The organism is Micromonospora sp. NPDC004704 (genome assembly GCF_053601675.1).
The window spans coordinates 366,530-389,635 of the sequence record NZ_JBSGCD010000002.1; the positions used below are offsets into that span (position 1 = coordinate 366,530).

Below are 23,106 nucleotides of genomic sequence, written 5' to 3' on the forward strand. Positions count from 1 at the left end.
CTTCCATGATCCGTCCCCGGCGTACCGCGACCGCGGCCGCTCTCGTGCTCGGCGCTGCTCTCGTCGGCGTGTTCGGCGTCGCCCTGCCGGCATCCGCCCACGTCACGGTCAACCCGAAGGAGGCGACCCAGGGCGGATACGGCCGGGTGGCCTTCCGCGTGCCGAACGAGAGCGACACCGCGTCCACCACGAAGATCGAGGTCAACCTGCCGGAGAACGCCCCGGTCGCGTCGGTCTCGACCATCGCGGTGCCGGGTTGGACGGTGGCGCTGGAGAAGCGCAAGGTCGACCCGCCGCTGGAGGTGCACGGCAGCCAGATCACCGAGGCGGTGTCGAAGATCACCTGGACCGCCACCGCGGGTGCGGAGGTCAAGCCGGAGCAGTTCCAGGAGTTCGGCGTCTCGCTGGGCCCGCTGCCCCAGGTCGACCAGTTGGTCTTCAAGGTGCTCCAGACCTACTCGGACGGCAACATCTCGCGCTGGATCGACGAGCCGGCGGCGGCCGGTGGCGAGGAGCCGGAGCACCCGGCGCCGGTGTTGAAGCTGGCCAAGGCGGCCGACCCGGCGTCCGGCGGGGCGACCCCGTCGGTGGCCCCCGTCGCGCAGGCCGACGACGACGATGACGAGGACGGCTCGGCCGGGGTCGGGCTGGGCATCGCCGGGCTGGTGGCCGGTCTGGCCGGTCTGGTGCTGGGCGGACTGGCGTTTGCCCGTACCCGCCGCCCGGCGACCCCGTCGGACGTCTGACGGATCGATCCGCTGGCCCGCCGGTGATCCGGCGGGCCAGCGGCGTTTCGGGCAATAAAGAGTATTAAGCCCCTTTCGGTCGGTATCGTCAGGAAGATACTTCGATCAGGGGGAAGAGCCGATGCGCGTCGTACGCACCATCGCCGGGGTGCTGCTGCTCACGGTCGGGCTGACGGTACTGCTCGTCGGCAGTGCACTGTGGACGGTGGCGGACCAGCGGGACCCCGGTGGCGCGTTCACCGCGACGTTGCAACGGATCCAGACACCCGGTCGCGCCATCGTCGTACCCGACCTGGACGAGCTGCTGCGCCGGGACGCCCCGTTCGCCCGTACCGGACAGGCCCGCCTGCGGATCGCCGCCGGGACCGAGTCCCGGCCCGCGTTCCTCGGCCTCGCCCCGACCCCCGAGGTCGGCCGCTACCTGGCCGCCATGCCGTACGCGCTGGTCGACCGGGTCGCCGTGACCCGGGGCCGGCTACCGGTGCAGGTCACCGCCGTCTCCGGGATCGGGGTACCCAGCCAGGCCCTCGTGGCGAAGCCCGGCGAACAGGCATTCTGGGTACGTCAGGGAACCCGCACCCTCGACCTCGACCTCGACGACCTGCGCGCACAGCGGCTCAGCCTCGTGGTCATGTACCCCGACGCCGGGCCGGGTGTCGCGCTCGACCTCCGCGCCGAACTGCGGGTGGGTTGGCTCGAACCGACAACCTGGGGCCTGGTCGCCGGTGGCGTCCTGTTCGCGGTGCTCGGAATGGCCGTCCTGGTCTGGCCGAGCCGCCCCCGCGAGGTGGTCTTCGTGGTCGAGCCCGGCCAACTCCCGGTACTGACCGCCCGGCTCGGCGTACGCGCCCTCGACGACGTCGGCGAACCCGTACGCGCCAACAAGCGCTCCCGGCGTCCCGTGCGGTCTCGGGCACTGTCCCCGGTGCCGACCCCGGTCGCTCCGGCGGCGGCCCCGGTCGGCTGGCCGACCCAGTCGAACCTGCCGGCCCCGTCCCGCCCGGTCGACACCACTAGCTCCCGCCCGGTCGACATCAGCGGCTCCCGCCCGGTCGACATCAGCGGCTCCCGTCCGGTCGACACCACGAGTTCTCGTCCGGTCGACACCACGAGTTCTCGTCCGGTCGACACCACGAGTTCTCGCTCGGTCGACGCCACGGGCGCCCGGTCGGCGAACGGGCTCCGGGCCCGCCGTACCGGCCCGGCATCGGCCCGTCCGGAGACGCTGGCGGACGTACTCAGCCCGCCCGAGGGCACCCAGGCGGGCACGACCGTGCCACCCGTCGAGGTCGCCGCGAACGGCGAACCCGCTGGCGGTACGTCGGCCTCCGGGCGCAGCCTCGACCATATTTGGCCGGCGAGCAGTCCACCGCCCGCCAAACTGGTGCTGAACTGGCCGCCCCGGGCCGCCGGTACGACGGCACCGGTGTCGAAGCAGCCCGCGAACCGTGCACCGGCCTATCCGGCGAAGACCGCCCCGGTCCGGTCCGCCCAGTTCGAACCAACCCGCGCCGAAGCCGCCCAACCCGACGCTGCCCAGCCCGAACCCGCGCAACCCGTCGCTCCCCATTCCGAGGCTGTCCAGTCCGGAACCGCCCAGCCCGGAACCGCTCAGCCCGGAACCGCTCAGCCCGGAACCGCTCAGGTCGGAACCGCTCAGGTCGGAACCGCTCAGCCCGGAACGGGTCGGGCCGTGGCGGTTCCGCCAGTGCCGCCCGTGCCGGTCGAGCCGGAGACGAACCCCGCCGGTACGGCCCCGACCCGGCCCGACCCGGCCCCGAAGTCCGAGCCCGCTCTTGATCCGGTGCACGCGCGGGCGGAGCGGGTCACCAACCCCGTGCCGGCGTACCCGGGCAAGGGCATGGCCGAGTCGTCGGCCGCGCAGGCGTCCGGCGTACCCGTGGTGGGTGTCGGACCGGCCGCCAAGCCGGCGGCTCCCCGGGCCGCCTCGACCCGGCGGACCAAGGCGGCCGGTACGGCGGAGAGCGGCGCGGTGACGACCCGGTCCAAGAAGTGCAAGCCGGTGGCGGATGCCGGTGCCCAGCCGTCCGCGGTGAGCAACGCGGACGCGGACACCGGGCCGGCGGCCGGCGGCGGTGGTCCGGCCGAGGCCGCCTCGACGAGGTGAACCCGGCGTAGGGCGATGGCCTCCGGGCCGGGAACGGGCTCGTGACAGACGGCGAGTGGCCCTCCGCGCTGCCGACACGAAGGGCCACTCTCACCGGGGGATCGGTGTACTGAAGGAACGTTTTAAAGGTGCTGGTAGTAGATTAGCCCCAACAGGGATGACTAGGGGAGATCTGTCCAGTTGGTGCAACTTCTGCCACTACCGGACAGTCAGCGCGTCACCGGGACACCGCTGCGGGGGACGCTGTTGGTGGGAGCCGCCCGAACCAGATGCCGGGTGGGCAGCACGACGAGCAGCAGTACGGCCAGCAGCACGTACATGTTGCGCAGCACGAACTCGATCGGTGAGTCGGTCGGTACGGGCTTGACACCCCAGTCGTGGAACGAGACCACCCCGTAGACGACGCTGGCGTAGACCACCCCGGCCAGCACCAGCAGGGCCCGCCTTCGGCGTCGCCCCAGCCCGGTCGGCTCCCAACCGGGCGGCTGCGCCAGACCCGCGTCGGCCATCACCAGGACGGCCGGGATGAACCAGTACACGTGGTGGGTCCAACTGATCGGGCTGGCCAGCGCGCCGACCAGGCCGGTCAGGGCCAGCCCGCTGAGCTCGTCCCCGCCTCTGGCGGCCCGGCTGGCCCGCCAGAGGCCGAACCCACCCACCACCGCGACCAGCGCCAGCCAGAGCAACTGGTCGGGCTTCTCCGGCACCGTGATCCGGCTCAACAGGCCGAACAGGGACTGGTTGCCGGTGTAGTCGGTGCGGCCGACCCGCCCGGTCGCCCACAGCTCGTGGGTCCAGAAGCGCCAGGAGTCGCCGGGCGCGATCGCCGCCGCGAGCAGCGTCGCCACCGCCGCGCTCGCGCTCGCCACCGCGGCCTCGCGCCACCGCCGGGTGGTCAGGAAGTAGATGATGAAAATGCCCGGATACAGCTTGAGCGCCGTCGCCAGCCCGACGCCGACGCCGGCCCAGCGTGAGTTCCGGGGTACGGCGAACAGCAGGTCACCCAGGATCAGCACCACGAGCAGCATGTTGATCTGACCGAACGTGATCGTCTCCCGGGTACTTTCGGCGGCGAAGACGAGCGGGATGGTTACCACGGCGGCCAGCCAGCGGGGGAAGCCCCGGCGATCGGCGATCGACATGACCAGCCACCAGGTGGTCACGATCACCGCGAGGACGGTGAAGATCGTGAAGATGGTGACCGTGGCGCCCAGCGGCAGACCGGCGAACGGCCGCATCAGCAGCGCCGTGAACGGCGGGTACGTGAAGTACAGCTCGCCCTGCACCCGGTCCGGCTGGGCATAGTCGTAGAGCGGGTTGCCATTGGCCCACCAGCGCATGGCGCTCATGTAGATCTTCAGGTCGAAGAAGTTGTGCGGCGTGCCGAGCAGGTAGATGACCGGCACCACGGCAGCGAGCGCCACCGCCACGACGAGCCAACGGGCGGTGCGGCCACCCGGGTCGTCTGCGGCGGTGGTAGGTGATGCGGCGGGATCGGCTGGCACGGGAAAACCCTAGCGGTCGGTTGTGGCTGCCGCGTTGAGGCGCGGGCTGCTGGGCTGCGCGTAGTCTGTGGCGGTGGCTGATCTTCTTGTCTGGATCGACTGTGAGATGACCGGGCTCGATCTGGGCAAGGATGCGCTGATCGAGGTCGCTGCTCTCGTTACCGATCCGGACCTCAACGTTCTTGGTGAAGGTGTCGACGTGGTGATCCACGCCGACGAACAGGCGCTGGCGGGGATGCCGGAGATAGTACGGGCAATGCATGAACGCTCCGGCCTCACCGAGGAGGTACGCCGCTCCGCGGTGAGCCTCGCCGAGGCCGAGGACCTGGTCATGGAGTACGTGACCAGCCTGGTCAAGGACCCTCGTAGCGCCCCGCTGTGCGGCAACTCGATCGCGACCGATCGGGGCTTCCTGGCCCGTGACATGCCCCGGCTGGACGCGCACCTGCACTACCGCATGATCGACGTGTCGTCGATCAAGGAGCTGTGCCGGCGCTGGTACCCACGGGTCTACTTCGGCCAACCGGCGAAGGGGCTGGCCCACCGGGCGCTCTCCGACATCCGGGAGAGCATCCGCGAGCTGGAGTACTACCGGCGTACCGTCTTCGTCCCGCTGCCCGGCCCGGACGTCGAGACCGCGAAGTCGATCGCTGCCCAGCTCTGACGGGTTTCCGCCACCCGGTGGGGTTCGTGCCCGACCGGGTGGCAACCCGCTCGACGCGGTACGGGTGGGTGTGGCTATTATTGGTCGGCGCCCGGCCCGGCGGTTCCTGATCCGGGTGTGGTCGACGTGGTGGCTGTAGCTCAGTTGGCAGAGCACCGGGTTGTGGTCCCGGGGGTCGCGGGTTCGAATCCCGTCAGTCACCCCACAGTCAAGCCCCCTCTTCGGAGGGGGCTTGTTTCGTTCCCGGACGGGGTGTGCCGGTGTTTCTGGACGAGGTGTGCCGGCAAACCAAACGCGGGCCGGACCGGTTGGGAAGCTTCCCGTGGTCCGACCCGCGTCGTGGCTTCGATCAGGTGGTGGGGGTGACGCTCGGGTCGGCGGACGGCACGTCGCTGGGGGCGGGGGCGGCCGGCGCCTCGTACGGGATGGCGCTGCCCTTGATGAACTCGTCCCAGCTCATGTTCCAGTCGGTCCAGCCGTTGCCGTTCTCCAGCTTGCGCTCGGTGCCCTTGACCGTGATCGGGTCACCGATCTTGGTCTGGTCGAAGAGCCACTGGGCGTTCGCCTGGGACATGTTCACGCAGCCGTGCGACACGTTCGTACGACCCTGCTGAGCCACCGACCAGGGCGCGGCGTGGATGAACTCGCCGCCCCAGGTGAGGCGCTGGGCGTACTCGATGTCGGTGCGGTACCGGTTGGTCGGGATCGGGTCGTCCATGGTGTCGAAGACCGTCTTCTTCAGCTTCTCGATCACGATCATCGTGCCGCTGGAGGAGGGGGTGACCGGGGCGCCGAGGCTGATCGGGATCGTACGGATCACCGCGCCGTCCTTGGTGACGGTCATCTTCTTGGTCTTGTTGTCGACCGTCATCACCACCGAGGAACCGACCTTGGCGTCGATGGTGAGGTCCGCTCGGCCGTACCAGCCGTCACCCAGGGGCAGCCCGCCGGCCTGGATCTTGTAGTCCAGCTCGGTGTTGGCCTTCCAGTAGGTCTTCGGCCGGTAGTGCACCTCGGTCGGGCTGATCCAGCGCCAGGCGCCTTCCTGCGCCGGGGTGGCGGTCACGGTCATCCGCCGCTGGATGTCGTCCCGGAAGTCCTGCGGGATAGCGCGGGAGAACTTCACGATCAACGGCATGCCCACGCCCACCACGGCGCCGTCGCCGAGGAAGCTGGTCACCCGGACCTGGTTCTCCGGCTTGGCCATCGTGGTGAAGTTGCTGGTCGTGGTCGCCGGCTTGCCGTCGTCGCCGGTCGCCGTCACGGTCGCCGTGTACGTCGTACCGTATTCGAGGGCGCCGTTGGGCAACCAGGTCGTACCGTCGGCGCTGGCCTTGCCCTCGACGGCCTTGCCGGTGCCGTCCTTCAGGTCGAACGTCGTGGTGGTCGCGTCCTTGCTGCTGAAGGCGATCTCGGTCGACGCGGGTACGTCCTTCGCGTCGGTCGCCGGGCTGGTGATCGTCGCGCTGGCCTTCGGGCCGTCCGGGGCCTTGTTGCCGCCCTGCCAGGCCGGTGAGTTACCGCCGCCGCTGCTGCAGCCTGCGGCGGTGAGCGCGAGCGCCCCGGTCAGCACGACCGTCACGAGCGTGCGCACGGTTGCCCGACGCCGCTTCGCGGTCTGCCCCATCAACTGGTCTCGACTCGCGCGCATTAGCCCCTCACAGTCCTGGTCCCCACGACCATCCTCTCCCAAAGACGCTCCCGGGCAAATTTTGGTTTCACCACGTGGCGAGAAACGCAGACAGCGGGGGTAAGTTGTGGGTATATTGCCGGGTTCGTCCGTGCAAGTCGCGGCCCGTCGAACCGGCCGCGACCGCGCAGTGCCGGGGGGAGCGGACGTCGGCGCTGGTCAGGCGCCGGGGGCGGCCCCGGTGCTCGGCGTCGGACCGGCCGGCGCGTTACCGGCGGCAAGAGCATCGGGTACGGGCAACGCGCTGCCCTTGATGAACTCGGCCCAGGTCAGGTTCCACGCGGTCCAGCCGTTGCCGTCCTCGAGCTTGCGCTCGGTCCCCTTGACCGTCACCGGGTCACCGGTCTTCGTCTTCTCGAACAACCACCGGGCGTTCGGCGTCGACAGGTTCACGCACCCGTGCGACACGTTCGTACGCCCCTGCTGAGCCACCGACCAGGGTGCGGCGTGGATGTACTCGCCACCCCAGGTGAGGCGCTGGGCGAAGTCGATGTCGGTGACGTAGCGGTTGGCCGGGTTCGGGTCGTCGCTGGTGTCGAAGACGGTGCTTTCCTTCTTCTCCATCACCACCATGGTCCCGCTGGACGAGGGCGTGGCCTTCTTGCCCAGGCTGACCGGCATGGTCCGGACCAGGTTGCCGTTCTCGAAGACCGTCATCTGCTTGGTCGCGTTGTCGACCTTCATCTCGAACCTGTTGCCGATCTTCGTGGTGGCCTTCCGGTCGACGTTGCCGTACCGGCCGTTGCTCAGCGGGATCCCCTCCAGCGCGATCCGTACGGTCAGCTTCGTCTCCGGCTGCCAGTACTCCGGCGCCCGGTAGTACGCCTGGGTGCCGTTGTCCACCCAGTGCCACACACCCGGCTGCGCCGGCACGGTGTCGACGAACATCCGCCGCTGCACCGCCGCCCGGTCCTTCTTCGGGATGCCCGGGGAGAACTCGACCACCACCGGCATCGCGACGCCGTACACCTTGTCGTCGAACAGGTACAGCCCGGAGCCGATCTGGGAACTCGGCTTCGCCATCGTGGTGAACGAGGTGGTCTTCGTCTCCACCTGGCCGGTAGTGCCGGTGGCGGTGACGGTGGCGTCGTACTTCTTGCCGTACTTCAGGGGGTTGGCCGGGACCCAGGACGAGCTGTCCTCGCGCAGGCTGCCGGCGACCTTCACGCCCTCGGTGGTGAGCGTCACGTCGGTGATCTTCCCGCCGGTGATCGTGGTGCCGATCTCGGTGCTCACCGGCTGCTTGGCCGCCCCGGCCTCCGGGGTGATGGCGAGCACGACCGGCTCGGCCGGCGGTGTGGGGCTGGCGGTGGGCTGGGCGGAGGCACCCACGAACTCCGGCTTGTCGCCGCTGCCGCCGCACCCCGCCAGGGCCAGTGGAGTGACCATGACCAGGGCCGTGATCATCGCCCAGCCCCGCGTGACGTTGCCCATCTCCACCCCGTTCGATCGAATCCTGCGGCACATCGTGCACCATCCGCACCAGAACTCGGTGCCCCGGACGGACCGGAGGCGGATTTTGGGCCCTTTGTCGGTCGCGCAGCCCGTACGGGTGGCCGGGGCTATCTGATTGGAGTCGGCTCCCAGGTGCGTGCTAGGGTTTCCACCGTTGTCAGAGAGCGCCGCTAGCTCAACTGGCAGAGCAGCGGACTCTTAATCCGCGGGTTCGGGGTTCGAGTCCCTGGCGGCGCACCACCTGAGATCAGGCCGTATAGCCATTTGGCTATACGGCCTGATCTTTGTGTGCGTTGCGCGTGAGTACTGCCCACCCGGTGCCCTTGCATCGTGCGAGTTCGCTGGGCACGTGCTTGTTGTGCCTCTCGGGCTGGTCTGGCGCAGCGGCCTCATCTCACCGATCGCCCGCCTCACCACCGGCACTCGTAACGGAAGTCGGCGCCCATGCCGACCTCCGCATAACCCATCGCCGTGATCAGGCGGTCCTGGGCATCACGCCGTACAAAGGCCTGCAGTGACGTCCCGTGCCTGCCGAGCACATCGCCGATGGCGGCGAATTCCGTTCCAGGTTCGAGGTTCGAGGTTCAAGAGTTCCGCGCTACGCCACAACAGAGCAAGCACGACGGCCACCTCGCGTGGGTCGTCACCGACACCCATCAAAGCCGCGGCCCGTAGCCCGGCATGGAGGTAACGGGCCTTGCCGGATCGGACGGCGAGGGCGGCCACGCGCTGCACGTACGGGCTGAGTACCGTCTCCACGGTGGCCACGGCTTCGGCGACGAGGGTTACGCTCTCCTCATCCCTCAGGGTCTCGATCAGGTCGGTAATCCGATCATCCCTCGCGGAGGGTAATGGCTTGCGCAGGTAGTTTTCCCGGGGCCGAAACCGTAGTGCCTCGACGGGATCCTTTATCCCGCTGGCCATACAACTCCTCCCGACGCCATTCTCGTCTCGTCCACAAACGTCGATGTACGAGGATCGATGCGGTGCATGCGACCACATGGTACGTGTGGAAGCATCAACGGTGAGGTTGTAGACGGCGACACCCTCGGCGCACGCTCATACCTGCCGGCGGTAGCTCGACGAGCCGATGCCGTTGATCTGCGTACCGGACTGTTGCAGCGGAACGGCGATCGAGGCCAGCCACGGGTAGGGGTAGTTGAGGTCGGGGGCCGACACCCGTTCGAGCTCCCGCAGGCCCTCCTCCGGGATGGTCACCTGCATCGAGGCGAGGTTCGCCTCCAGTTGGGTCACCGAGCGGGCGCCGATGAGGGTGGAGGTGACCGGCGCCTGCTGCCGGACCCAGGCCAGGGCAACCGCGGCGACCGACGCGTCCAGGCTTTTCGCCAGCTCGCGCAGCACGTCCAGCACCTCGAACGCGTTGGTGCCGTCCAGTTGGGCCTTGGCCAGCGGGCCCCGCCCGGAACCCTCGGGCGTCCGGTTGTCCCGGGAGTATTTGCCCGACAGCACGCCGCTGGCCAGCGGGCTGTACGGCAGCACGCCCAGGCCCAGCTCGGCTGCCAAACCGAACAATTCGCCCTCGACCGTACGGCGTACCAGCGAATACTCCACTTGCAGAGCCACCACCGGCGCCCACCCGCGCAGTTCGGCGATGGTGGCCATCCGGGACACCGCCCACGCCGGGGTGTTGGAGATGCCGATGTACCGGATCTTCCCGTCGCGTACCAGGTCGTTGAGGGTCGAGATGGACTCCTCGAGCGGGGTGTGCTGGTCGAGGCAGTGCTGCCAGTAGAGGTCGATGTAGTCGACGCCGAGCCGGCGGAGCGAGGCGTCCACCTGCTCGAGAATGGCCTTGCGGCTCGCGCCGCCCCCGTTCGGATCGCCGGCGTGCATGTTCCGGGCGTACTTGGTCGAGATCACCACCCGGTCCCGCAGGCCGGGGTGGGAGGCCAGGTACTCGCCGATGATCTGCTCGGACCGACCCTCGGAGTAGCCGTTGGCGGTGTCGATGACGTTGCCGCCGGCGTCCAGGAAACGCGCGATGACATCCTTGGACGTCTCGTCGTCGGACCCCCAGTTGGGGTCCCCGAAGGTCATGGTGCCGAGGGTGAGCGGGCTGACCCGCAGCCCGGAACGGCCGACGGTCCGGTACTCGTAGAGCTCCATGATCAACCTTTCTCGGCCGGGTCAGCGGGGGAGGGCGAGCAGACTTTCGGCAGTCTCGGCGATGGTGTCCGCGATCGGGCGCGTCTTCCAGCCAAGCAGACTCTCGGCCTTGGCGGAGGTGGCGTCGAGGTTGCGGCCCAGCAGCATGCGCAGGTTGCGCATGTCCGGGTTGACCTTGGCCAGTCCGCGCGCGACCCACACCGGCATTTCCCTGGTCGGCACCTTGGCCGCCCGCTCGCCGAGCCGCTCGTGCAGGATCGCGGCAACCTCGCGCAGCCAGAGGCTGTGGCCGGCGGTGGCGATGAACCGCTCGCCCGCGGCACCGTCCTCGGTGAGTGCGAGCAGTTGCAGCGACGCCACGTCACGGACGTCCACGTAACCGGAGGCGAAGGGCAGCAGGGCCGGCATCGCACCGTCGAGCATGCGGGCGATGGCGCCCAGCGACGGCGAATAGTCAGAGCTGAGGACCGGGCCGAGCACGCCGGTCGGGTTGACCACGGCGAGTTCGAGACCGCCGCCCTCCTGGTTCACGAAATCCCAGGCCGCGCGCTCAGCGAGGGTCTTGGACTTCTGGTACGGCTGCAGCCCGTCCGCGTCGATGTTCGTCCAGTCCTGCTCGGTGAACGGGGTGTCGCGCGGCTCGTGGCCGTACGCGATCGCGCCGATCGCGGAGGTCAGGACCACCCGCCGGACGCCGCCCTCGCGGGCCGCGCGGAGCACCCGCAGCGTGCCGTCGATCGCGGGGCGGACCATCTCGTCGTCGTTCTTCGGGGCGTGGGTCAGCGTAGGCGACGCGACGTGCAAGATCCCGTCGCAGCCGGCCGCCGCCTCCGTCCAGCCCTCGTCGTCCTGCAGGTCGGTGCGTACGACGCGCAGGTTGTCACCGGGGTCCGCGCCGCCGCGCCGCAGCATCTCGCGTACCTGCGGCTCGCGGCTCAGATCGCGCACCGTGGTGCGGACCGCATAACCGGCGTTCAGCAACGCCAGCGTGCACCAGCTACCGATGTACCCCGAACCGCCAGTAACCAAGATCTCCGACATTTCGCCCTTCCAGGGTGTCCGTTTCACGTTGGGTAAAACGGTACTGGAGAGGTCTCCACATCGTCAAGCAGAACTGGAGATATCTCCGGTTGGCTTCTTTGTCGGGCGGCGGCGGGCGTCGAGGCCGTCGAGGATCAGCGCGAGCATGGGCTGCGTACGGTCTTCGGCTGCTCGCCACAGGGCGCCGGTAAGTTGCAGAAAGTCACCGGGGTCGGCATCGACGCGGATGCTGCCGTCCGCCTTGCCCGCATCGAACAGCAGGGTGATCGCGGCGATCACGGGACCGTAGGTCTGCTCGGTGACCGCCTTCTGGATGCCCGGCGTGAGGGCGGAACCCAGGGCGTGCTTCTTGCGCATCGCGTCGACCAGCACGGTCGTCCAGCTCCGCAGCGCTTCCAGTGGCGTCGCCGTGTTCAGCGACTCGGACACCGAACCGATGAGCTGCTCGACCTCTTCCTGATAGATGTCCAGGATGAGTGCCTCGCGTGACGGATAGTTGCGATAGAGCGTGCCCGGGCCCACGCCGGCCCGCTGCGCGATCTGATTCATCGACGTGTCGCCGTCCTCGGCGAACGCCTCGCGGGCGGCGGCCAGGATGCGGTCGCGGTTCCTGCGAGCGTCTGAGCGAACCATGCCTCTCCTCGCAAACTTAGTGGAGACCTCTCCACAACCATAGAGGATTCGCGTGGCTGAACGCAGCGGGGCCGTCAGTGAGGGTCAGGACGGCGCCAGTGGTCTCACCTCCTGGGGTTGTCGCACGCCACTGAGGGTCGGCCAGGGCTGGACCTCGGCCGTGGCTCCCCGTGATCAGCGCGTGCGCCTCGGCGAACCTCGATCTCATAATTTATTAAATATTATTGACACGTCGGTGTAACGGCTTGCAGGATCGGTCGAAACAACCCAGGAGTACCGGTCCGCCCACCGCTGCGAAGGAACCCGATGTGAGACGACATCTGTTCACCGCCCTGACCGCCCTCACGGCCAGCCTGCTGGTAGTCCCCGCACCCGCCCACGCCGCACCCGCACAGGACACCGCGGCGACCAGGAAACCGGCACCTCAACAGGTACTCAGCCCGACGCCGTACCAGGGCTGGAACACGTACTTCGGGCTCGGTGGCGACTTCTCCGAGCAGTCGGTACGGGAGGTCGCCGACTCGATCGTCAGCCGTGGCCTGGCCAGGGCCGGCTACGACATCGTCTGGCTGGACGGCGGCTGGCAGGACCCGGAGCCGCGTACGGCCGCCGGTGACCTCCAGGCCGACCGGACCCGGTTCCCGAACGGGCTGAAGCCGCTGGTCGACTACATCCACGGCAAGGGTCTGAAGGCGGGCATCTACACCGACGCGGGGCCGTACATCCCGGGCAAGTGTGGGCTCGGCAGCGGGGGCGGCTACTACCAGCGCGACGCGGACCAGTTCGCCGCCTGGGAGTTCGACGCGGTGAAGGTGGACTTCCTCTGCGGGATCGCCGCCGACCTGGACCCGAAGACCGTCTACACCGAGTTCGCCCGGGCGCTGCGGAACAATGCCAGCGAGCGGCCCATCATCTTCAACCTGTGCAACCCGGTGACCTCCCCGGACTGGGGCAACTACCCGGAGGAGCAGCAGTCGACGTACTCCTGGAGTTATGCCCCGGCGATCGCGCAGTCCTGGCGGACCTATACCGACGTGGGGTTTGTCGGCGACATCAAGTTCAAGGACGTCCTGCGTAACTACGACGCGAACGCGCGGCACCCCGAGGCCGCCGGACCGGGTCACTTCAACGACCCGGACTACCTGGCCCCCGGCCTCGGCATGTCCGAGGAGGAATTCCGTACGCAGATGACGCTCTGGTCGGTGGCCGCCGCCCCGCTGGTGATCGGCAGCGACATCCGCAAGATCAGTCAGACCTCGGTCGACACGCTCACCGACCCCGACGCGCTGGCGATCAACCAGGACCCGGCTGGTGTCCAGACCGTACGGGTAGGCCCCGCCGGTATGACCGAGACCTGGGTGAAGCGCCTGGCCAACGGCGACCGGGCCGTCGTGCTGCTCAACCGGGGTGAGAGCTCGAAGATCCTCACCACCAGGGCCTCGTCGGTCGGCCTGTCCGGCGCCCGCTTCACCGTGAAGAACGCCTGGACCAACCAGGTCACCGAGAGCGCCGGCACCATCAGCGCGGCGGTTCCGGCGCACGGTGCCGCACTGCTGCGGGTCGGGCCGGCGCGCGGCCTGCCGGGTGTACCGCACGTGACCGCAGGCCTGCCGCAGGTCACGAAGGTCGGCAACGCCGCCACCCCGGAGGGGACCGCGCCCGTACTCGGCGGTGGCGACGTGGCACGGGTCGAGGTGGTCGTACGCAACGACGGTCTGCTGCCCGTACTCAAGCCGCAGGTCACGCTCGCCGCACCCGCCGGCTGGACGGTCAAGGCGCTCGACCGGGCACCGATCCTGCTCGCCCCCGGTCAGTCCAGCAGCTTCGCCTTCACGGTGACCCTGCCGGCCACCGCCGCTCCGGGCGACGCCGCGCTGACCGCCACCACGTCGTACGAGGTGATCGGGCACGGGAAGTCGCGCCAGACCTCGGTGTCGACGGTGGTGATCGCCCCGGCGCCGCCGACCGGCGAGGTTGTGCTGTCGCACCACGCGTGGATCAGCGCCACCAGCGGTTGGATGACCCCGACGGTCGACCTGAGTGTGGGCGGCGGGTCACCGATCAGTCTGGTCGGCCAGGTGTACGCGACCGGCCTTGGTGTCGCCTCGCCCTCCACGGTCCGCTACTACCTCGGCGACCGGTGCGACCGGCTGACCGCGACCGTCGGCCTGGACGACGCCGTACGCAACGTCGGTCCCGACGGAGCCACCTCGACCTTCCAGGTGGTCGGCGACGGCCGGGTCCTGTTCGACAGTGGGGTCCTCACCCGTGACGACATCCGTCAGGTCGACGTCGACCTGACCGGCGTACGGGTGCTCGACCTGGTTGTCGGTGACGGTGGCGACGGCGGTTACAACGACCGCGCCGACTGGGGCGGCCTGAACGCCACCTGCTGAACCTCGCACCGCGACGGAACCGATCGACGCCCTGGCCCGGGTTTTCGCCCCGGCCGGGGCGTCGACCGCTTTCGGAGCCCCGACCAGGCGCCGGCCCTGCGGGGAATGGAGCCGGAAGTGAGGGTGGTCTATGTTGTGGCCATCATCGGCTCCGAACACAGTGGAGGCACCATGTCCGCTCCGTCGCCGGCACCGACGCGCAGCACCCTCCTGCTGGTGGTCGTCGGTGCGGTCTGGTTGACGCTGGCCGGGCTCGCGGCGTGGGCCGGCCTGATTGTGCGTGACCCGGACGAGCCGCCCCTGCGGATCGGCCTGGCCGCAGGTCTGCCGGTCGTCCTGGTCGGATCGGCCCTGCTCGTACGCCGATTCCGGGCCTGGGTCCAGACCCTCGACCTGACCGTACTGATCAACCTCCAGTGCTGGCGGGTGGCCGGTTTCGCGTTCCTCGCCCTGTACGCACAGGATCTGCTGCCGGCCAGTTTCGCCCTTCCGGCCGGGCTCGGGGACATCGTGGTCGGGCTCGCCGCACCCTTCGTCGCGATCTACGTACTGCGGCGGGGCCGGGCCGCCCGGCCGGTTTTCCTCGGCTTCACCTTCTTCGGTATTGCGGACTTTGTCGTCGCGATCGGGCTCGGCATCATGAACGGCATCGGCGCGCGGGAGGCGTTGCCCGACGGGACCCTCGTCACCCCGCCCATGGCCGAGCTGCCGTTGAGTCTCATCCCCACGTTCGCGGTGCCGTTCCTGCTCGTACTGCACCTGCTGTCGCTGGTCCGGTTCCGCGCCCACCTCGCCGGGCAGTAGCCGGGTCGGGTGCGGCCCGGTTCGGGTTCCGTGGGTGCCGCCCCGCACTCGTTGCCGGGGCTGCACCCACGGGCGGTCGCCGATCAGTCGAACGCGGTCATCGGCAGGTTGTCGAGGAGGACAAGAAGCAGTTCGAAGGCGCCGCGTACGGCGAACCGCCGCGCCGCGCCGCCGCTGCCGGCTTCCAGCGCGGTTTTGTTCCCGTCGGCCATGTCGGCGATTCCGCGCAGCACCAGGTACCGCGCGGGACGGGGCATGGCGGTGGTCCGTACGGCCTGGGCTATGCCGGCGGCCTCCATCTCGATCGCCAGGTAGTCGCGCTGCTGCCGACGAAGCCACTGCCGGAACCCGTCGCTGGCGCTCACGATCGGGCCCGAGGCCAGCGCGCCGACATGCACGGCCAGCCGGGGTGTCCCGATCGCTGCCACGAGACGGGGATCGACATCCGCCCGCATCCGGTGACGCCACCGGGCGAGGCCGGCGGGTGCGGTTACCGGGAGGAGTCGGGCGCGTTCGACGAGGAGTTCGTCCGAGCGGAACACCTCCGCCCCCGTCCGCAACCCGAACCCGTCCCGCGTGGACGGCACCGCGCGGCCGTTGGCGAGGTAGCCGAAGATCTGCTCACCGACGACCATGTCGCCCACCCACGCATCGGGCGAGAGGCTTCCCGCGATCCCGATATTGACCACGATCGCCGGGCGCAGCTTGCTGACCAGTACGGCCGTGCGCGCCGCCGCCCGTTCCTGGCCACGCCCCGAGATCGCGAACACCAGCTCGAGTGTCGCGCCCCCGGCCGTACGCCGGACACCCCGGTAGATGATCCGGCCCGCCTGCTCGTCCTCGTCCATCCGCAGTTCTCCGACGGCGGACCGTACCGGGTCGATGATGGCCGCGAATTCCTCAACGAGCGGGATCAGGACGAGTACGGTTGCGCCTCCCGCCGCTCCCGCCCGTCGCCCGACCGGGCGGGAACCGGCCCGGTCGGCTCGCCCGACTCCTCGACGCCGCTGGTACCGCATGCATGTTGCCTCCTTGTCCTGGTTGCCGAAAGGTTGTGCGCGCCGCTGATGTTCCGGAACCTCTCCGGGAGGATCATCACCTTCTGTTCCGGGAAGCATCTGCCCTGGTAGTAGTAGATGAAGGTGGAGGTCTGGCCGCGCGTATCGGTGGTCATTGCCTGCCGGGCGAGCGGTGAATACATGGTGGCGTGCTTGACCCACGCGGCCTCCTCCCCGTGCCGGTCGAAGCCGCGGCCGATGGCGGCATGCCCGAACGCGTCGTGAACCGCCCGGAACATGTCGTTCTCGTCGTCGGTGAGGAAGGGGTGTTCGCTGCCCGACCCGGCCGTGGCGAAGACCGCCAGCCGACCGTGCGTACGGAGGTCCTCGGTCATGGCGATCGCGTCCGGGTACGGATCCACGTCCCGGACCTCGACCTGTACGCCGAGTCCGCCTTTGGCGGGTGTCCGGGTCAGGAATTCGAACTGTGCCGCGGTCTCCGTCCGGAAGGCGCGGTAGGCGGGAACGGCCAGCGGGTCCAGGATCGGCCCGGCGAGGTAGGCGACGGCGATACGGCCACCCATTCGAGGGTCGGACGACACGGCCATGTAGTCGATGTCCGGAATCCGACGGTTGTTGTTACGGCAGTACCGGATTGATCCGTGCCGGACGATGTCCACCGGGGCCAGAGCCCCCGGCGGGGGATGCGGAACGCCGTCGAGCGATGTGCTGCGGTCGTACGCGAAATTCACCTAGTTCAAGGCCCTCCCAGGGGTCGGGGTGCCGGTGGGCGGCAGGATGGCCGCCCACCGGCACGACGGTGTGGCTGGTCGAGTGGTCAGTTGTTGGCCGAGGGCGCTACCTGCCCTCCCGCGCTCGGCGGCCCGGCGATGACCCGCAGATGCGGCGGCCCGGCCGGGACGCCCCGCGTGCGCGCCCGGAAGAACTCGGCGTGCAATTCCCGCGCGAGTTCCCCGAGTTCCTCATCCCGTTTCTCCTGCTCGTAGCGGACCCATTTCCCGACGATCGCGCTACGGCCCTTTCGAGGCATGACCGGTCCACCTCTCCTTTCTGGATTGCCGGCCGGGCGCGGCGGCGCCGGTCTGGGTTAACCTGGACGAGTCCAATCGGTCGACCCGGACGAGGACGCGACTCGCTCTACCGGTCGGGCATGGTCCGGATTCCGGAAGTGCCGATCACGGCGACGGCCGATCTCGACGAATTCGGTTTCCGGTGGGCCATCTCGGCCCTGTGATGAGCCTCGGCCAGACATGCCCGGCCCGTCAGGGGGATGGACTGGGGGAGAACTGGGGGTACCGGTGACAGCACGTCGACGCCCGGACGGGGCAGCCGCGCCGCTGCAGACGTTCGACCGGCCCCCGGACGTGGACACACTGGTTGGTGGGCTGGAGCGGTTGCTCCGGGACGGACTGCCCGCCACCGAGGAGACCGCCGATCCGGCACTGCTCGGCCTGCGCGGGGTCTGGGCGCGGTCCAACGACCCGGATGACGTGCTCAGTCGGGTGGAGGCGTTGAACAAGTTGCTCGCGGGACTGATCCCCAAGATCCCGCCGCAGCGGGAGCGGGACTGGGCGCGGGGCGCGGAGGTCCTGTTCAAGCTGGCGCCGGCGACGGCGAAGCTGAACCTGTCGCAGCGCTACGAACGCGGAGCACGGGCGATCCCGTACAACGAGGACCACTTCCGGCAGGAGATCGTGCCGAAGATCCTGCGCCAGATCGCCCGGGAGTTGCGCACGGACAGCCAGCGCTACATCCCGACGGCGCAGGCCTCGCCGCAGCCGGAGCTGACCGGCGACGCCCCCGGCATCCGCGGCGAACACCTGTCGTCCCGCGACCGCGCCCTGTACGAGGAACGACTCTCCCGGCTGTGGGAGTACGTCTACGGCCTTCGGGCCGAGCTGATGGCGGTGGAGCGGCTGAAGGCGTGGCCCGAGGACGAGGAACACGGCGCGATGAAGCTGGAGGAGGCGCGCGACTCGGCGTTGTGGCAGACCGCCAGGCTGATGCACTGGATCGCCATGTACCTGCGGGAATACGACAATGTCGTGCCGCACGGCGACGCCGAGTACCGGGCTGAGGCACTGCTCAGGCTGGCGGGCTGGCGAGCCGAGTTGCCGCCTGTGGTCGCGACGAAACTACGGACACTGGCGGCGATGTACTCGACCAGGGAAAAGTTCCTGCGGGCTGCACGGGAAGCGGGCCTGAACATGGGCGAGCACGCCGTCTGACCCGTACGTCGTTACTGTTTCTCCTCCAGCAGGGCCCCCAACGCGTCCAGCCAGAAGTCGTCGACCGACCGGTACCGCTTCACACTGGAGGCGTACCTCAGGTAGGCGAGAGCGTCGAACTTCTTGAGCGCCTTCAGGGTCTCGGCCGCGATCTGCTCGGAAGTGACCAGCGCCTGGCCGCTCAGTCCACGCCGGACCTCTGCGGTCACGTGCAACGTCAGGCTCCGGACCTGTTCGTCCGAGCCACGTCCCCGGGCCGCGACCTCGAGACTGCGGGTCAGCTTCTCCGGCTGGAACGGCTCCACCGGGCCGCCGCGTTTGCGTACGGTCCACGGTGTCGAGTCGGGTGGAGCCACCCTCGCCGGCCCGTATTCCTCCTCCAGCCAGGTCAGCAGGTCCGTCAGCCGTCGGAAGCCGCCGCCGACCTGGTTCGTTCGACCGTGGAAGACCATGGCGAACCGGACCCGGATGACGTCGGTCATCGAGTTGTCGCCGTGCAACTGCTGGAGCACCAGTTTCCCGATGTCCCGACTCGGTACGGGAAGGTCGGGCGCGTCCGGGTTCAGGACCTGGACGACCCGGTCGGCAAAGGCGTTGATGTCGGCCGGCGAGAGGTCGGAGCCCGACGCCGCCTTCAGAATGCTCTTACGGATCTTCGAGCGGTTGAAGGGCTCGGTCCGGCCGTCGCGCTTTCGTACCTGAAGGTACTCCGCGGTAATACGTTCCGCCGTCGAGAACCTCCGTCCACAGGCCGCGCAGACCCGCTTGCGGACCGTCTCGCCGCCACACGGTCGCGAGTCCTTGACCCTTGTTTGATCACTTCCACAAGAGGGGCACTTCATGATCGAAGCTTACCGCTGTCCTTTGTCGACAGGCACTGGTCGGGTGGCTCGCCAAGTGTGCCGTCGGGGATGATGTCGGCTTACCGACTGAAAGCGGCCAGCTACCGAGATATGGGGGCGCCGGTGCGGGCGGCGGACCATGAGGTCTATCCGTAGTGGCGTCAGTTGTGGTGTGGCGGGACCCGCCGTTTTCACCCAGGACTGGGGTGCCAGGGTGACGGATCCTCGCGAACCATGGGCTCATCGGCGGATCAACCTGCCGCGAAATCCATGCTGTCCACCCTGATCGGCTGACGACAAAAGAAGATCGGCCGCAAAGCCGCCTCGGCCGTAGGATTCTGGCCGGTCAGACCTTTGTGGCTCAATATTGTCTCGTTAGGTTCGCCCCCAATGAACTTTTCCGTCCAGCAATGCCTGGCGGTGGCGATGGAGTAGGCGCTGTTCGTCGTGGCGCCGGATATCGCCGCCCAGGCCCACGCCGCCGCATTCTTCACCGTACGACTCGCATGGTGCTGTCGACGCATGTGCGGGTCCGCCATGCCCGAAAGCGCGGTACCGGGGCACAGCCGTCCGGTACCGGCTTTGCAGAGTCGCGCGCAAAAGCAGGATCAGGAGTCGGGAGAGACGAGTTGAGTCGAATCATTGGAATTGACCTGGGGACCACATTCTCCGCTGCGGCCGTCGTCAACGAGTTCGACCAGCCCGAGATCCTCAGCAACCGGGACGGTGAGTCCATCACGCCCTCGGTCGTGCTCTTCCAAGGCGACGTACCGCTGGTGGGAACGATGGCGAAGCGTGCGGCGACGACCGCACCGCTGGACGTCGTCGAGTTCGTCAAGCGGGCCATGGGCGACTCGGCGTGGCGGTTCGACGCCACCGACGGCCGCACCTACCGGCCCGAGGAGGTCTCCGCACTCATCGTGAAGAGGTTGAAGGAGGACGCCGAGCAGTCGCTCGGCGAGCAGGTCACGGAGGCGGTCATCACCGTGCCCGCCTACTTTGACGACGCGCAACGGCAGGCGACCCGGGACGCGGGCACGATCGCGGGCGTCGACGTCGTACGGGTGCTCAACGAACCGACCGCGGCCGCGCTCGCCTACGGCCTCTCCTCGGGTTTCAACGGCAGCGTTCTCGTCTACGACCTCGGCGGCGGCACCTTCGACGTGTCCATCCTGCGGATATCGGACGGCTCGTTCGACATCGTGGCGACCGGCGGCGACCGGAATCTCGGCGGCTTCCAGTGGGACGGCGCGCTGATGACGCTGCTCAACGAGCGGTACGTCGCCACCGGTGGTCAGGATCTTCTCGACGGGGGCGAGTTGGAGGCGGCGCTGCGGGAGCGCGCGGTGCTGGCCAAGCACTCCCTGTCCAACGTCACCCGCGCCCGGGTGGTGCTGGGCGCGGGTACCAAGGTGGAGACCCTCGAGGTGACCCGGGCCGACTTCGAGGGCGTCACCTCGGGGCTGGTGAGCCGTACCCGGGAACTCGCGGAGATGGTCCGGGACGACGCCGGCCTCGGGTGGACCGACATCGACCGGGTGTTGCTCGTGGGTGGCTCCACCCGGATGCCGATGGTCCGGGGGATGGTCGAGTCCGCGATCGCGCGGCCGATCGAGCGGAGGGTCCACCCCGACGAGATCGTGGCCCTGGGAGCCGCGGTCCAGGCACGGCTGATCGAGTCGAGCCGGGGAACCGCGAGTGACCTGACGGTCAACGGCCACCGGGTCGAGATCGGCGACGTGACCTCGCACGGGCTGGGGACCTTCGCGCTGAACCAGACCACCGGCCGGGTGGAGAACACGGTCATCATCCCGCACAACACGAAGATTCCGGCCAAGCGACCGGGCTACTTCTCGACGGTCCGCGACAACCAGCCGGCGGTGGACGTCGAGGTCACGGTCGGCGACGACGAGGACCCCGCGTACGTCCGCAACGTGACCGGGGACAAACCGCTCCGGGTCGCCATTCCGCCGTACCCGGCCGGTGCACCAATCGAGATCATCTATGCGTACGACATCGACCAGACGGTGTTCGTCGAGGTGAACGACCTTACGGCGGGTGCCTCGCTCGGCACGTTCGAGGTGCCGAACGTCGCGAACATGTCCAGGGACCAGGTCGCCGATGCGGCCGAGAAGATGCGCTCAACCGAGGTGGGCTAGATGACAACGACAACGTTCGTGGACTACTACGAGATCCTCCAGGTCCCCGAGACCTCGACCGGCGACCAGATCAAGTCCGCGGTCAGCCAGCAGCGGCGGATCTGGATCAAGCGGCAGGCGAGCGCCGACGCCAAGCGCCGGACCGAGGCCGAGGCGCGGGTCCGGCACATCGACGAAGCCGAGCGGGTGCTGCTCGACGCGGGCCAGCGTCAGGCGTACGACCGCAGGCTTCCCGAACAGCGCCGGTCGAAGCCGGAGATGGAGACACAGCACGACGGCGATGCCGACTGGCTCGACCGGGCGCGTGCGTACCTCGAGATGGGCAACGCGAGCGCCGCGCACCGGGCCGCGAGGGAGGCCACCAACCAGCGTGGCGGCGACCACGCGGCGTGGTTCGTCCGCGCCCACTCGTCGTTCGTCCTGGGGCAGGTGGCGGACGCGGAGTTCGAGTTCGCCGAGGCGATCCGGATCGCACCGGAGGAGGCGGAGTACCACCACGACCTCGCCGACGTCTACGTGATGCAGGAGAAGTGGCCGCAGGCGATGCGCGAGTTCGAGATCGCGCTGCGTCTGTCGCCGGGTAACCCGGTCACCCGTACCGGGGTCGCGCAGGTCCTGCTCAACACCGACCAGCCAACCCGCGCCCTGGAGATCATGGAAGCCGTGGTGAAGGAGCACCCGGACAACGAGTTTTTCAAGTACTACCTCGGGGCGGCTCTGGAAGCAGTCGCGCGGGGCTCGCTCACGCTGCTGCGCGACAACACCATCATCGTCAGTTCCGAGGCCCAGGTACTCCGCCTCGAACAGCACGCGGACCGGATCGCGGCACTCCGCCTCAGCGACCAGGATGCGGCAATGGCGGTCACGGAACTCCGGCGGTTGGCCAGCGAGGGCCGCAAGGTCATCTGGGTCCACAGCAACGCGTGGCAGATGTACGCGTTCGCCCTCGTCGCCCTGTCCTGCGGTCTGTGCGGTGGGCTGGGCAGCGGCACCGGGGAGGGCGTGGCGGCGGCGTTGTTCCTGCTCGGTCCGCTCACGTTCGGACTCGTGTACCTCTACGTGCAGCGTCACCGCAAGCCGGTCTACCAGCACGTGGCGGCCAGCCTTAACGACCGCCAGGTGGTCAGGCGGGGGATATGAGCACCGAACCCGCGTCCCCCTCGGCGTCCCTCGACGCGCTGGCTACCGAGGTGACCCAACTGCGTGACCTGTTCCAGCGCCGGCTGTTCGAGGATCGTCGCCGGCAGGAACTCTACGAGCGTCTCTACCAGGAGTTGGATTTCGCGAGGTCGGATCTGGTTCGGCAGTTCATCGCACCGATCTGTCGCGAACTGCTCCTGCTGACCGACCGGCTCGCCGCCGCCCGCAGGGCCGGGACCGACCCCGCCGTCCTGCTCGGGTCGGTGGAGGAGGAGATCGCCGAGGTGCTCGCCCGGCGCGGTGTGCGGCCCATCCCGACCGCCGGTCTCATCTTCGACCCCCGGCTCCACGAGGCGGTCGGGCAGGTCGCCGTGGACGGCGGCGACCTCGACGGATACGTGGTCCACGAGCGCAGGAGCGGTCATCTGGTCGACGACTGGGTGCTGCGCCCGGCGCAGGTCGTGGTGGGCCGCAGCACCAACGGGTCCGATGGCGGGTAGGGACGTGCGGCGACGGAGCAGAACCGTCC

The 23,106-nt window shown here is 69.0% G+C and carries 21 protein-coding genes and 2 tRNA genes; 11 read left to right on the forward strand and 12 right to left on the reverse strand.

Going from position 1 to position 23,106, the window contains the following annotated elements:
- Window positions 1–5 precede the first annotated feature (5 nt).
- Complete coding sequence (locus ACWEFB_RS03950; protein WP_452281974.1) at window positions 6–746, forward strand: YcnI family copper-binding membrane protein; 741 nt, start codon at window positions 6–8, stop codon at window positions 744–746.
- Between the two features lie 121 nt (window positions 747–867).
- Window positions 868–2,874 (forward strand): hypothetical protein, encoded by a 2,007-nt coding sequence (locus ACWEFB_RS03955; protein ID WP_452281976.1) that lies wholly within the window; start codon window positions 868–870, stop codon window positions 2,872–2,874.
- Between the two features lie 209 nt (window positions 2,875–3,083).
- On the opposite strand, the gene ACWEFB_RS03960 is transcribed toward ACWEFB_RS03955, so the two are convergent.
- Entirely contained in the window at window positions 3,084–4,379 is a 1,296-nt protein-coding gene (locus ACWEFB_RS03960; RefSeq protein WP_452281978.1) for a glycosyltransferase family 87 protein, read from the reverse strand.
- Window positions 4,380–4,446: 67 nt separating this feature from the next.
- Here ACWEFB_RS03960 and orn point away from each other — a divergent pair, with 67 nt between their 5' ends.
- On the forward strand, window positions 4,447–5,043 hold the full coding sequence (gene orn / locus ACWEFB_RS03965; protein ID WP_326560640.1) for an oligoribonuclease: 597 nt from the start codon (window positions 4,447–4,449) through the stop codon (window positions 5,041–5,043).
- A gap of 129 nt (window positions 5,044–5,172) precedes the next feature.
- A tRNA-His gene (locus ACWEFB_RS03970) sits at window positions 5,173–5,248 on the forward strand.
- 144 nt (window positions 5,249–5,392) lie between these two features.
- Here ACWEFB_RS03970 and ACWEFB_RS03975 read toward each other — a convergent pair.
- Window positions 5,393–6,694, reverse strand: coding sequence for an Ig-like domain-containing protein (locus ACWEFB_RS03975; RefSeq protein WP_452281980.1), 1,302 nt, complete (start codon window positions 6,692–6,694; stop codon window positions 5,393–5,395).
- Window positions 6,695–6,892: 198 nt separating this feature from the next.
- Complete coding sequence (locus tag ACWEFB_RS03980; RefSeq protein ID WP_452281982.1) at window positions 6,893–8,167, reverse strand: Ig-like domain-containing protein; 1,275 nt, start codon at window positions 8,165–8,167, stop codon at window positions 6,893–6,895.
- Window positions 8,168–8,352: 185 nt separating this feature from the next.
- Between ACWEFB_RS03980 and ACWEFB_RS03985 the strand changes: the two genes are divergently transcribed.
- Window positions 8,353–8,428 (forward strand) — tRNA-Lys (locus ACWEFB_RS03985).
- A 252-nt stretch (window positions 8,429–8,680) separates the two neighbouring features.
- Here the strand turns inward: ACWEFB_RS03985 and ACWEFB_RS03990 are convergent.
- The 4 genes from ACWEFB_RS03990 to ACWEFB_RS04005 all read right to left on the reverse strand — a co-directional run bounded on the left by ACWEFB_RS03990 (window position 8,681) and on the right by ACWEFB_RS04005 (window position 11,989).
- The gene (locus ACWEFB_RS03990) at window positions 8,681–9,112 is read right to left on the reverse strand and encodes a hypothetical protein (RefSeq protein WP_452281984.1); all 432 of its coding nucleotides are present in this window, start codon (window positions 9,110–9,112) and stop codon (window positions 8,681–8,683) included.
- 135 nt (window positions 9,113–9,247) lie between these two features.
- Complete coding sequence (locus ACWEFB_RS03995; RefSeq protein ID WP_452281986.1) at window positions 9,248–10,315, reverse strand: aldo/keto reductase; 1,068 nt, start codon at window positions 10,313–10,315, stop codon at window positions 9,248–9,250.
- Window positions 10,316–10,336: 21 nt separating this feature from the next.
- Entirely contained in the window at window positions 10,337–11,356 is a 1,020-nt protein-coding gene (locus ACWEFB_RS04000; protein WP_452281988.1) for an SDR family oxidoreductase, read from the reverse strand.
- A 63-nt stretch (window positions 11,357–11,419) separates the two neighbouring features.
- Window positions 11,420–11,989 (reverse strand): TetR/AcrR family transcriptional regulator, encoded by a 570-nt coding sequence (locus ACWEFB_RS04005; protein WP_452281990.1) that lies wholly within the window; start codon window positions 11,987–11,989, stop codon window positions 11,420–11,422.
- 308 nt (window positions 11,990–12,297) lie between these two features.
- On the opposite strand from ACWEFB_RS04005, the gene ACWEFB_RS04010 reads away from it, so the two are divergent.
- Together ACWEFB_RS04010 and ACWEFB_RS04015 are read left to right on the forward strand one after the other, a co-directional pair.
- Window positions 12,298–14,385: an NPCBM/NEW2 domain-containing protein gene (locus ACWEFB_RS04010; protein WP_452281992.1), complete on the forward strand. Its 2,088-nt coding sequence runs from the start codon at window positions 12,298–12,300 to the stop codon at window positions 14,383–14,385.
- A gap of 171 nt (window positions 14,386–14,556) precedes the next feature.
- Entirely contained in the window at window positions 14,557–15,189 is a 633-nt protein-coding gene (locus ACWEFB_RS04015; protein WP_452281994.1) for a hypothetical protein, read from the forward strand.
- A gap of 83 nt (window positions 15,190–15,272) precedes the next feature.
- Here the strand turns inward: ACWEFB_RS04015 and ACWEFB_RS04020 are convergent, their stop codons facing one another.
- The 3 genes from ACWEFB_RS04020 to ACWEFB_RS04030 all read right to left on the reverse strand — a co-directional run bounded on the left by ACWEFB_RS04020 (window position 15,273) and on the right by ACWEFB_RS04030 (window position 17,238).
- A complete protein-coding gene (locus ACWEFB_RS04020; protein WP_452281996.1) occupies window positions 15,273–16,208 on the reverse strand; it encodes a 5'-methylthioadenosine/S-adenosylhomocysteine nucleosidase family protein in 936 nt (311 codons plus the stop codon).
- Complete coding sequence (locus ACWEFB_RS04025) at window positions 16,103–16,771, reverse strand: hypothetical protein (RefSeq protein WP_452281998.1); 669 nt, start codon at window positions 16,769–16,771, stop codon at window positions 16,103–16,105. Before ACWEFB_RS04025 ends, ACWEFB_RS04020 begins: the two co-directional genes overlap by 106 nt.
- Before the next feature lie 254 nt (window positions 16,772–17,025).
- A complete protein-coding gene (locus ACWEFB_RS04030; protein WP_452282000.1) occupies window positions 17,026–17,238 on the reverse strand; it encodes a hypothetical protein in 213 nt (70 codons plus the stop codon).
- A 268-nt stretch (window positions 17,239–17,506) separates the two neighbouring features.
- Here ACWEFB_RS04030 and ACWEFB_RS04035 point away from each other — a divergent pair, with 268 nt between their 5' ends.
- Entirely contained in the window at window positions 17,507–18,436 is a 930-nt protein-coding gene (locus ACWEFB_RS04035) for a hypothetical protein (protein WP_452282002.1), read from the forward strand.
- A gap of 11 nt (window positions 18,437–18,447) precedes the next feature.
- Here ACWEFB_RS04035 and ACWEFB_RS04040 read toward each other — a convergent pair whose 3' ends face one another.
- Together ACWEFB_RS04040 and ACWEFB_RS04045 are read right to left on the reverse strand one after the other, a co-directional pair.
- Window positions 18,448–19,278, reverse strand: a complete 831-nt coding sequence (locus tag ACWEFB_RS04040; protein ID WP_452282004.1) for an ATP cone domain-containing protein — start codon at window positions 19,276–19,278, stop codon at window positions 18,448–18,450.
- Window positions 19,279–19,529: 251 nt separating this feature from the next.
- Window positions 19,530–19,772 carry a hypothetical protein gene (locus ACWEFB_RS04045; RefSeq protein ID WP_452282006.1) on the reverse strand — a complete coding sequence of 81 codons (243 nt, stop codon included), beginning with the start codon at window positions 19,770–19,772 and terminating at the stop codon, window positions 19,530–19,532.
- A 135-nt stretch (window positions 19,773–19,907) separates the two neighbouring features.
- Between ACWEFB_RS04045 and ACWEFB_RS04050 the strand changes: the two genes are divergently transcribed.
- From ACWEFB_RS04050 to ACWEFB_RS04060, 3 genes are read left to right on the forward strand one after another with little or no spacing between them, the layout of a single operon-like run.
- A complete protein-coding gene (locus ACWEFB_RS04050; RefSeq protein WP_452282008.1) occupies window positions 19,908–21,437 on the forward strand; it encodes an Hsp70 family protein in 1,530 nt (509 codons plus the stop codon).
- A complete protein-coding gene (locus ACWEFB_RS04055) occupies window positions 21,438–22,577 on the forward strand; it encodes a tetratricopeptide repeat protein (protein ID WP_452282010.1) in 1,140 nt (379 codons plus the stop codon).
- The gene (locus ACWEFB_RS04060; protein ID WP_452282012.1) at window positions 22,574–23,077 is read left to right on the forward strand and encodes a nucleotide exchange factor GrpE; all 504 of its coding nucleotides are present in this window, start codon (window positions 22,574–22,576) and stop codon (window positions 23,075–23,077) included. Before ACWEFB_RS04055 ends, ACWEFB_RS04060 begins: the two co-directional genes overlap by 4 nt.
- Window positions 23,078–23,106 lie beyond the last annotated feature (29 nt).

Excerpts from the sequence above, each read along its gene's own strand:
- ACWEFB_RS03950 (WP_452281974.1), top strand. The coding sequence starts at position 6 with ATGATCCGTCCCCGGCGTACCGCGACCGCGGCCGCTCTCGTGCTCGGC.
- ACWEFB_RS03955 (WP_452281976.1), top strand. The coding sequence starts at position 868 with ATGCGCGTCGTACGCACCATCGCCGGGGTGCTGCTGCTCACGGTCGGG.
- ACWEFB_RS03975 (WP_452281980.1), bottom strand. The coding sequence starts at position 6,694 with ATGCGCGCGAGTCGAGACCAGTTGATGGGGCAGACCGCGAAGCGGCGT.
- ACWEFB_RS03980 (WP_452281982.1), bottom strand. The coding sequence starts at position 8,167 with ATGGGCAACGTCACGCGGGGCTGGGCGATGATCACGGCCCTGGTCATG.
- ACWEFB_RS03990 (WP_452281984.1), bottom strand. The coding sequence starts at position 9,112 with ATGGCCAGCGGGATAAAGGATCCCGTCGAGGCACTACGGTTTCGGCCC.
- ACWEFB_RS03995 (WP_452281986.1), bottom strand. The coding sequence starts at position 10,315 with ATGGAGCTCTACGAGTACCGGACCGTCGGCCGTTCCGGGCTGCGGGTC.
- ACWEFB_RS04000 (WP_452281988.1), bottom strand. The coding sequence starts at position 11,356 with ATGTCGGAGATCTTGGTTACTGGCGGTTCGGGGTACATCGGTAGCTGG.
- ACWEFB_RS04005 (WP_452281990.1), bottom strand. The coding sequence starts at position 11,989 with ATGGTTCGCTCAGACGCTCGCAGGAACCGCGACCGCATCCTGGCCGCC.
- ACWEFB_RS04015 (WP_452281994.1), top strand. The coding sequence starts at position 14,557 with ATGTCCGCTCCGTCGCCGGCACCGACGCGCAGCACCCTCCTGCTGGTG.
- ACWEFB_RS04020 (WP_452281996.1), bottom strand. The coding sequence starts at position 16,208 with ATGCGGTACCAGCGGCGTCGAGGAGTCGGGCGAGCCGACCGGGCCGGT.
- ACWEFB_RS04025 (WP_452281998.1), bottom strand. The coding sequence starts at position 16,771 with ATGGGTGGCCGTATCGCCGTCGCCTACCTCGCCGGGCCGATCCTGGAC.
- ACWEFB_RS04030 (WP_452282000.1), bottom strand. The coding sequence starts at position 17,238 with ATGCCTCGAAAGGGCCGTAGCGCGATCGTCGGGAAATGGGTCCGCTAC.
- ACWEFB_RS04040 (WP_452282004.1), bottom strand. The coding sequence starts at position 19,278 with ATGAAGTGCCCCTCTTGTGGAAGTGATCAAACAAGGGTCAAGGACTCG.
- ACWEFB_RS04055 (WP_452282010.1), top strand. The coding sequence starts at position 21,438 with ATGACAACGACAACGTTCGTGGACTACTACGAGATCCTCCAGGTCCCC.
- ACWEFB_RS04060 (WP_452282012.1), top strand. The coding sequence starts at position 22,574 with ATGAGCACCGAACCCGCGTCCCCCTCGGCGTCCCTCGACGCGCTGGCT.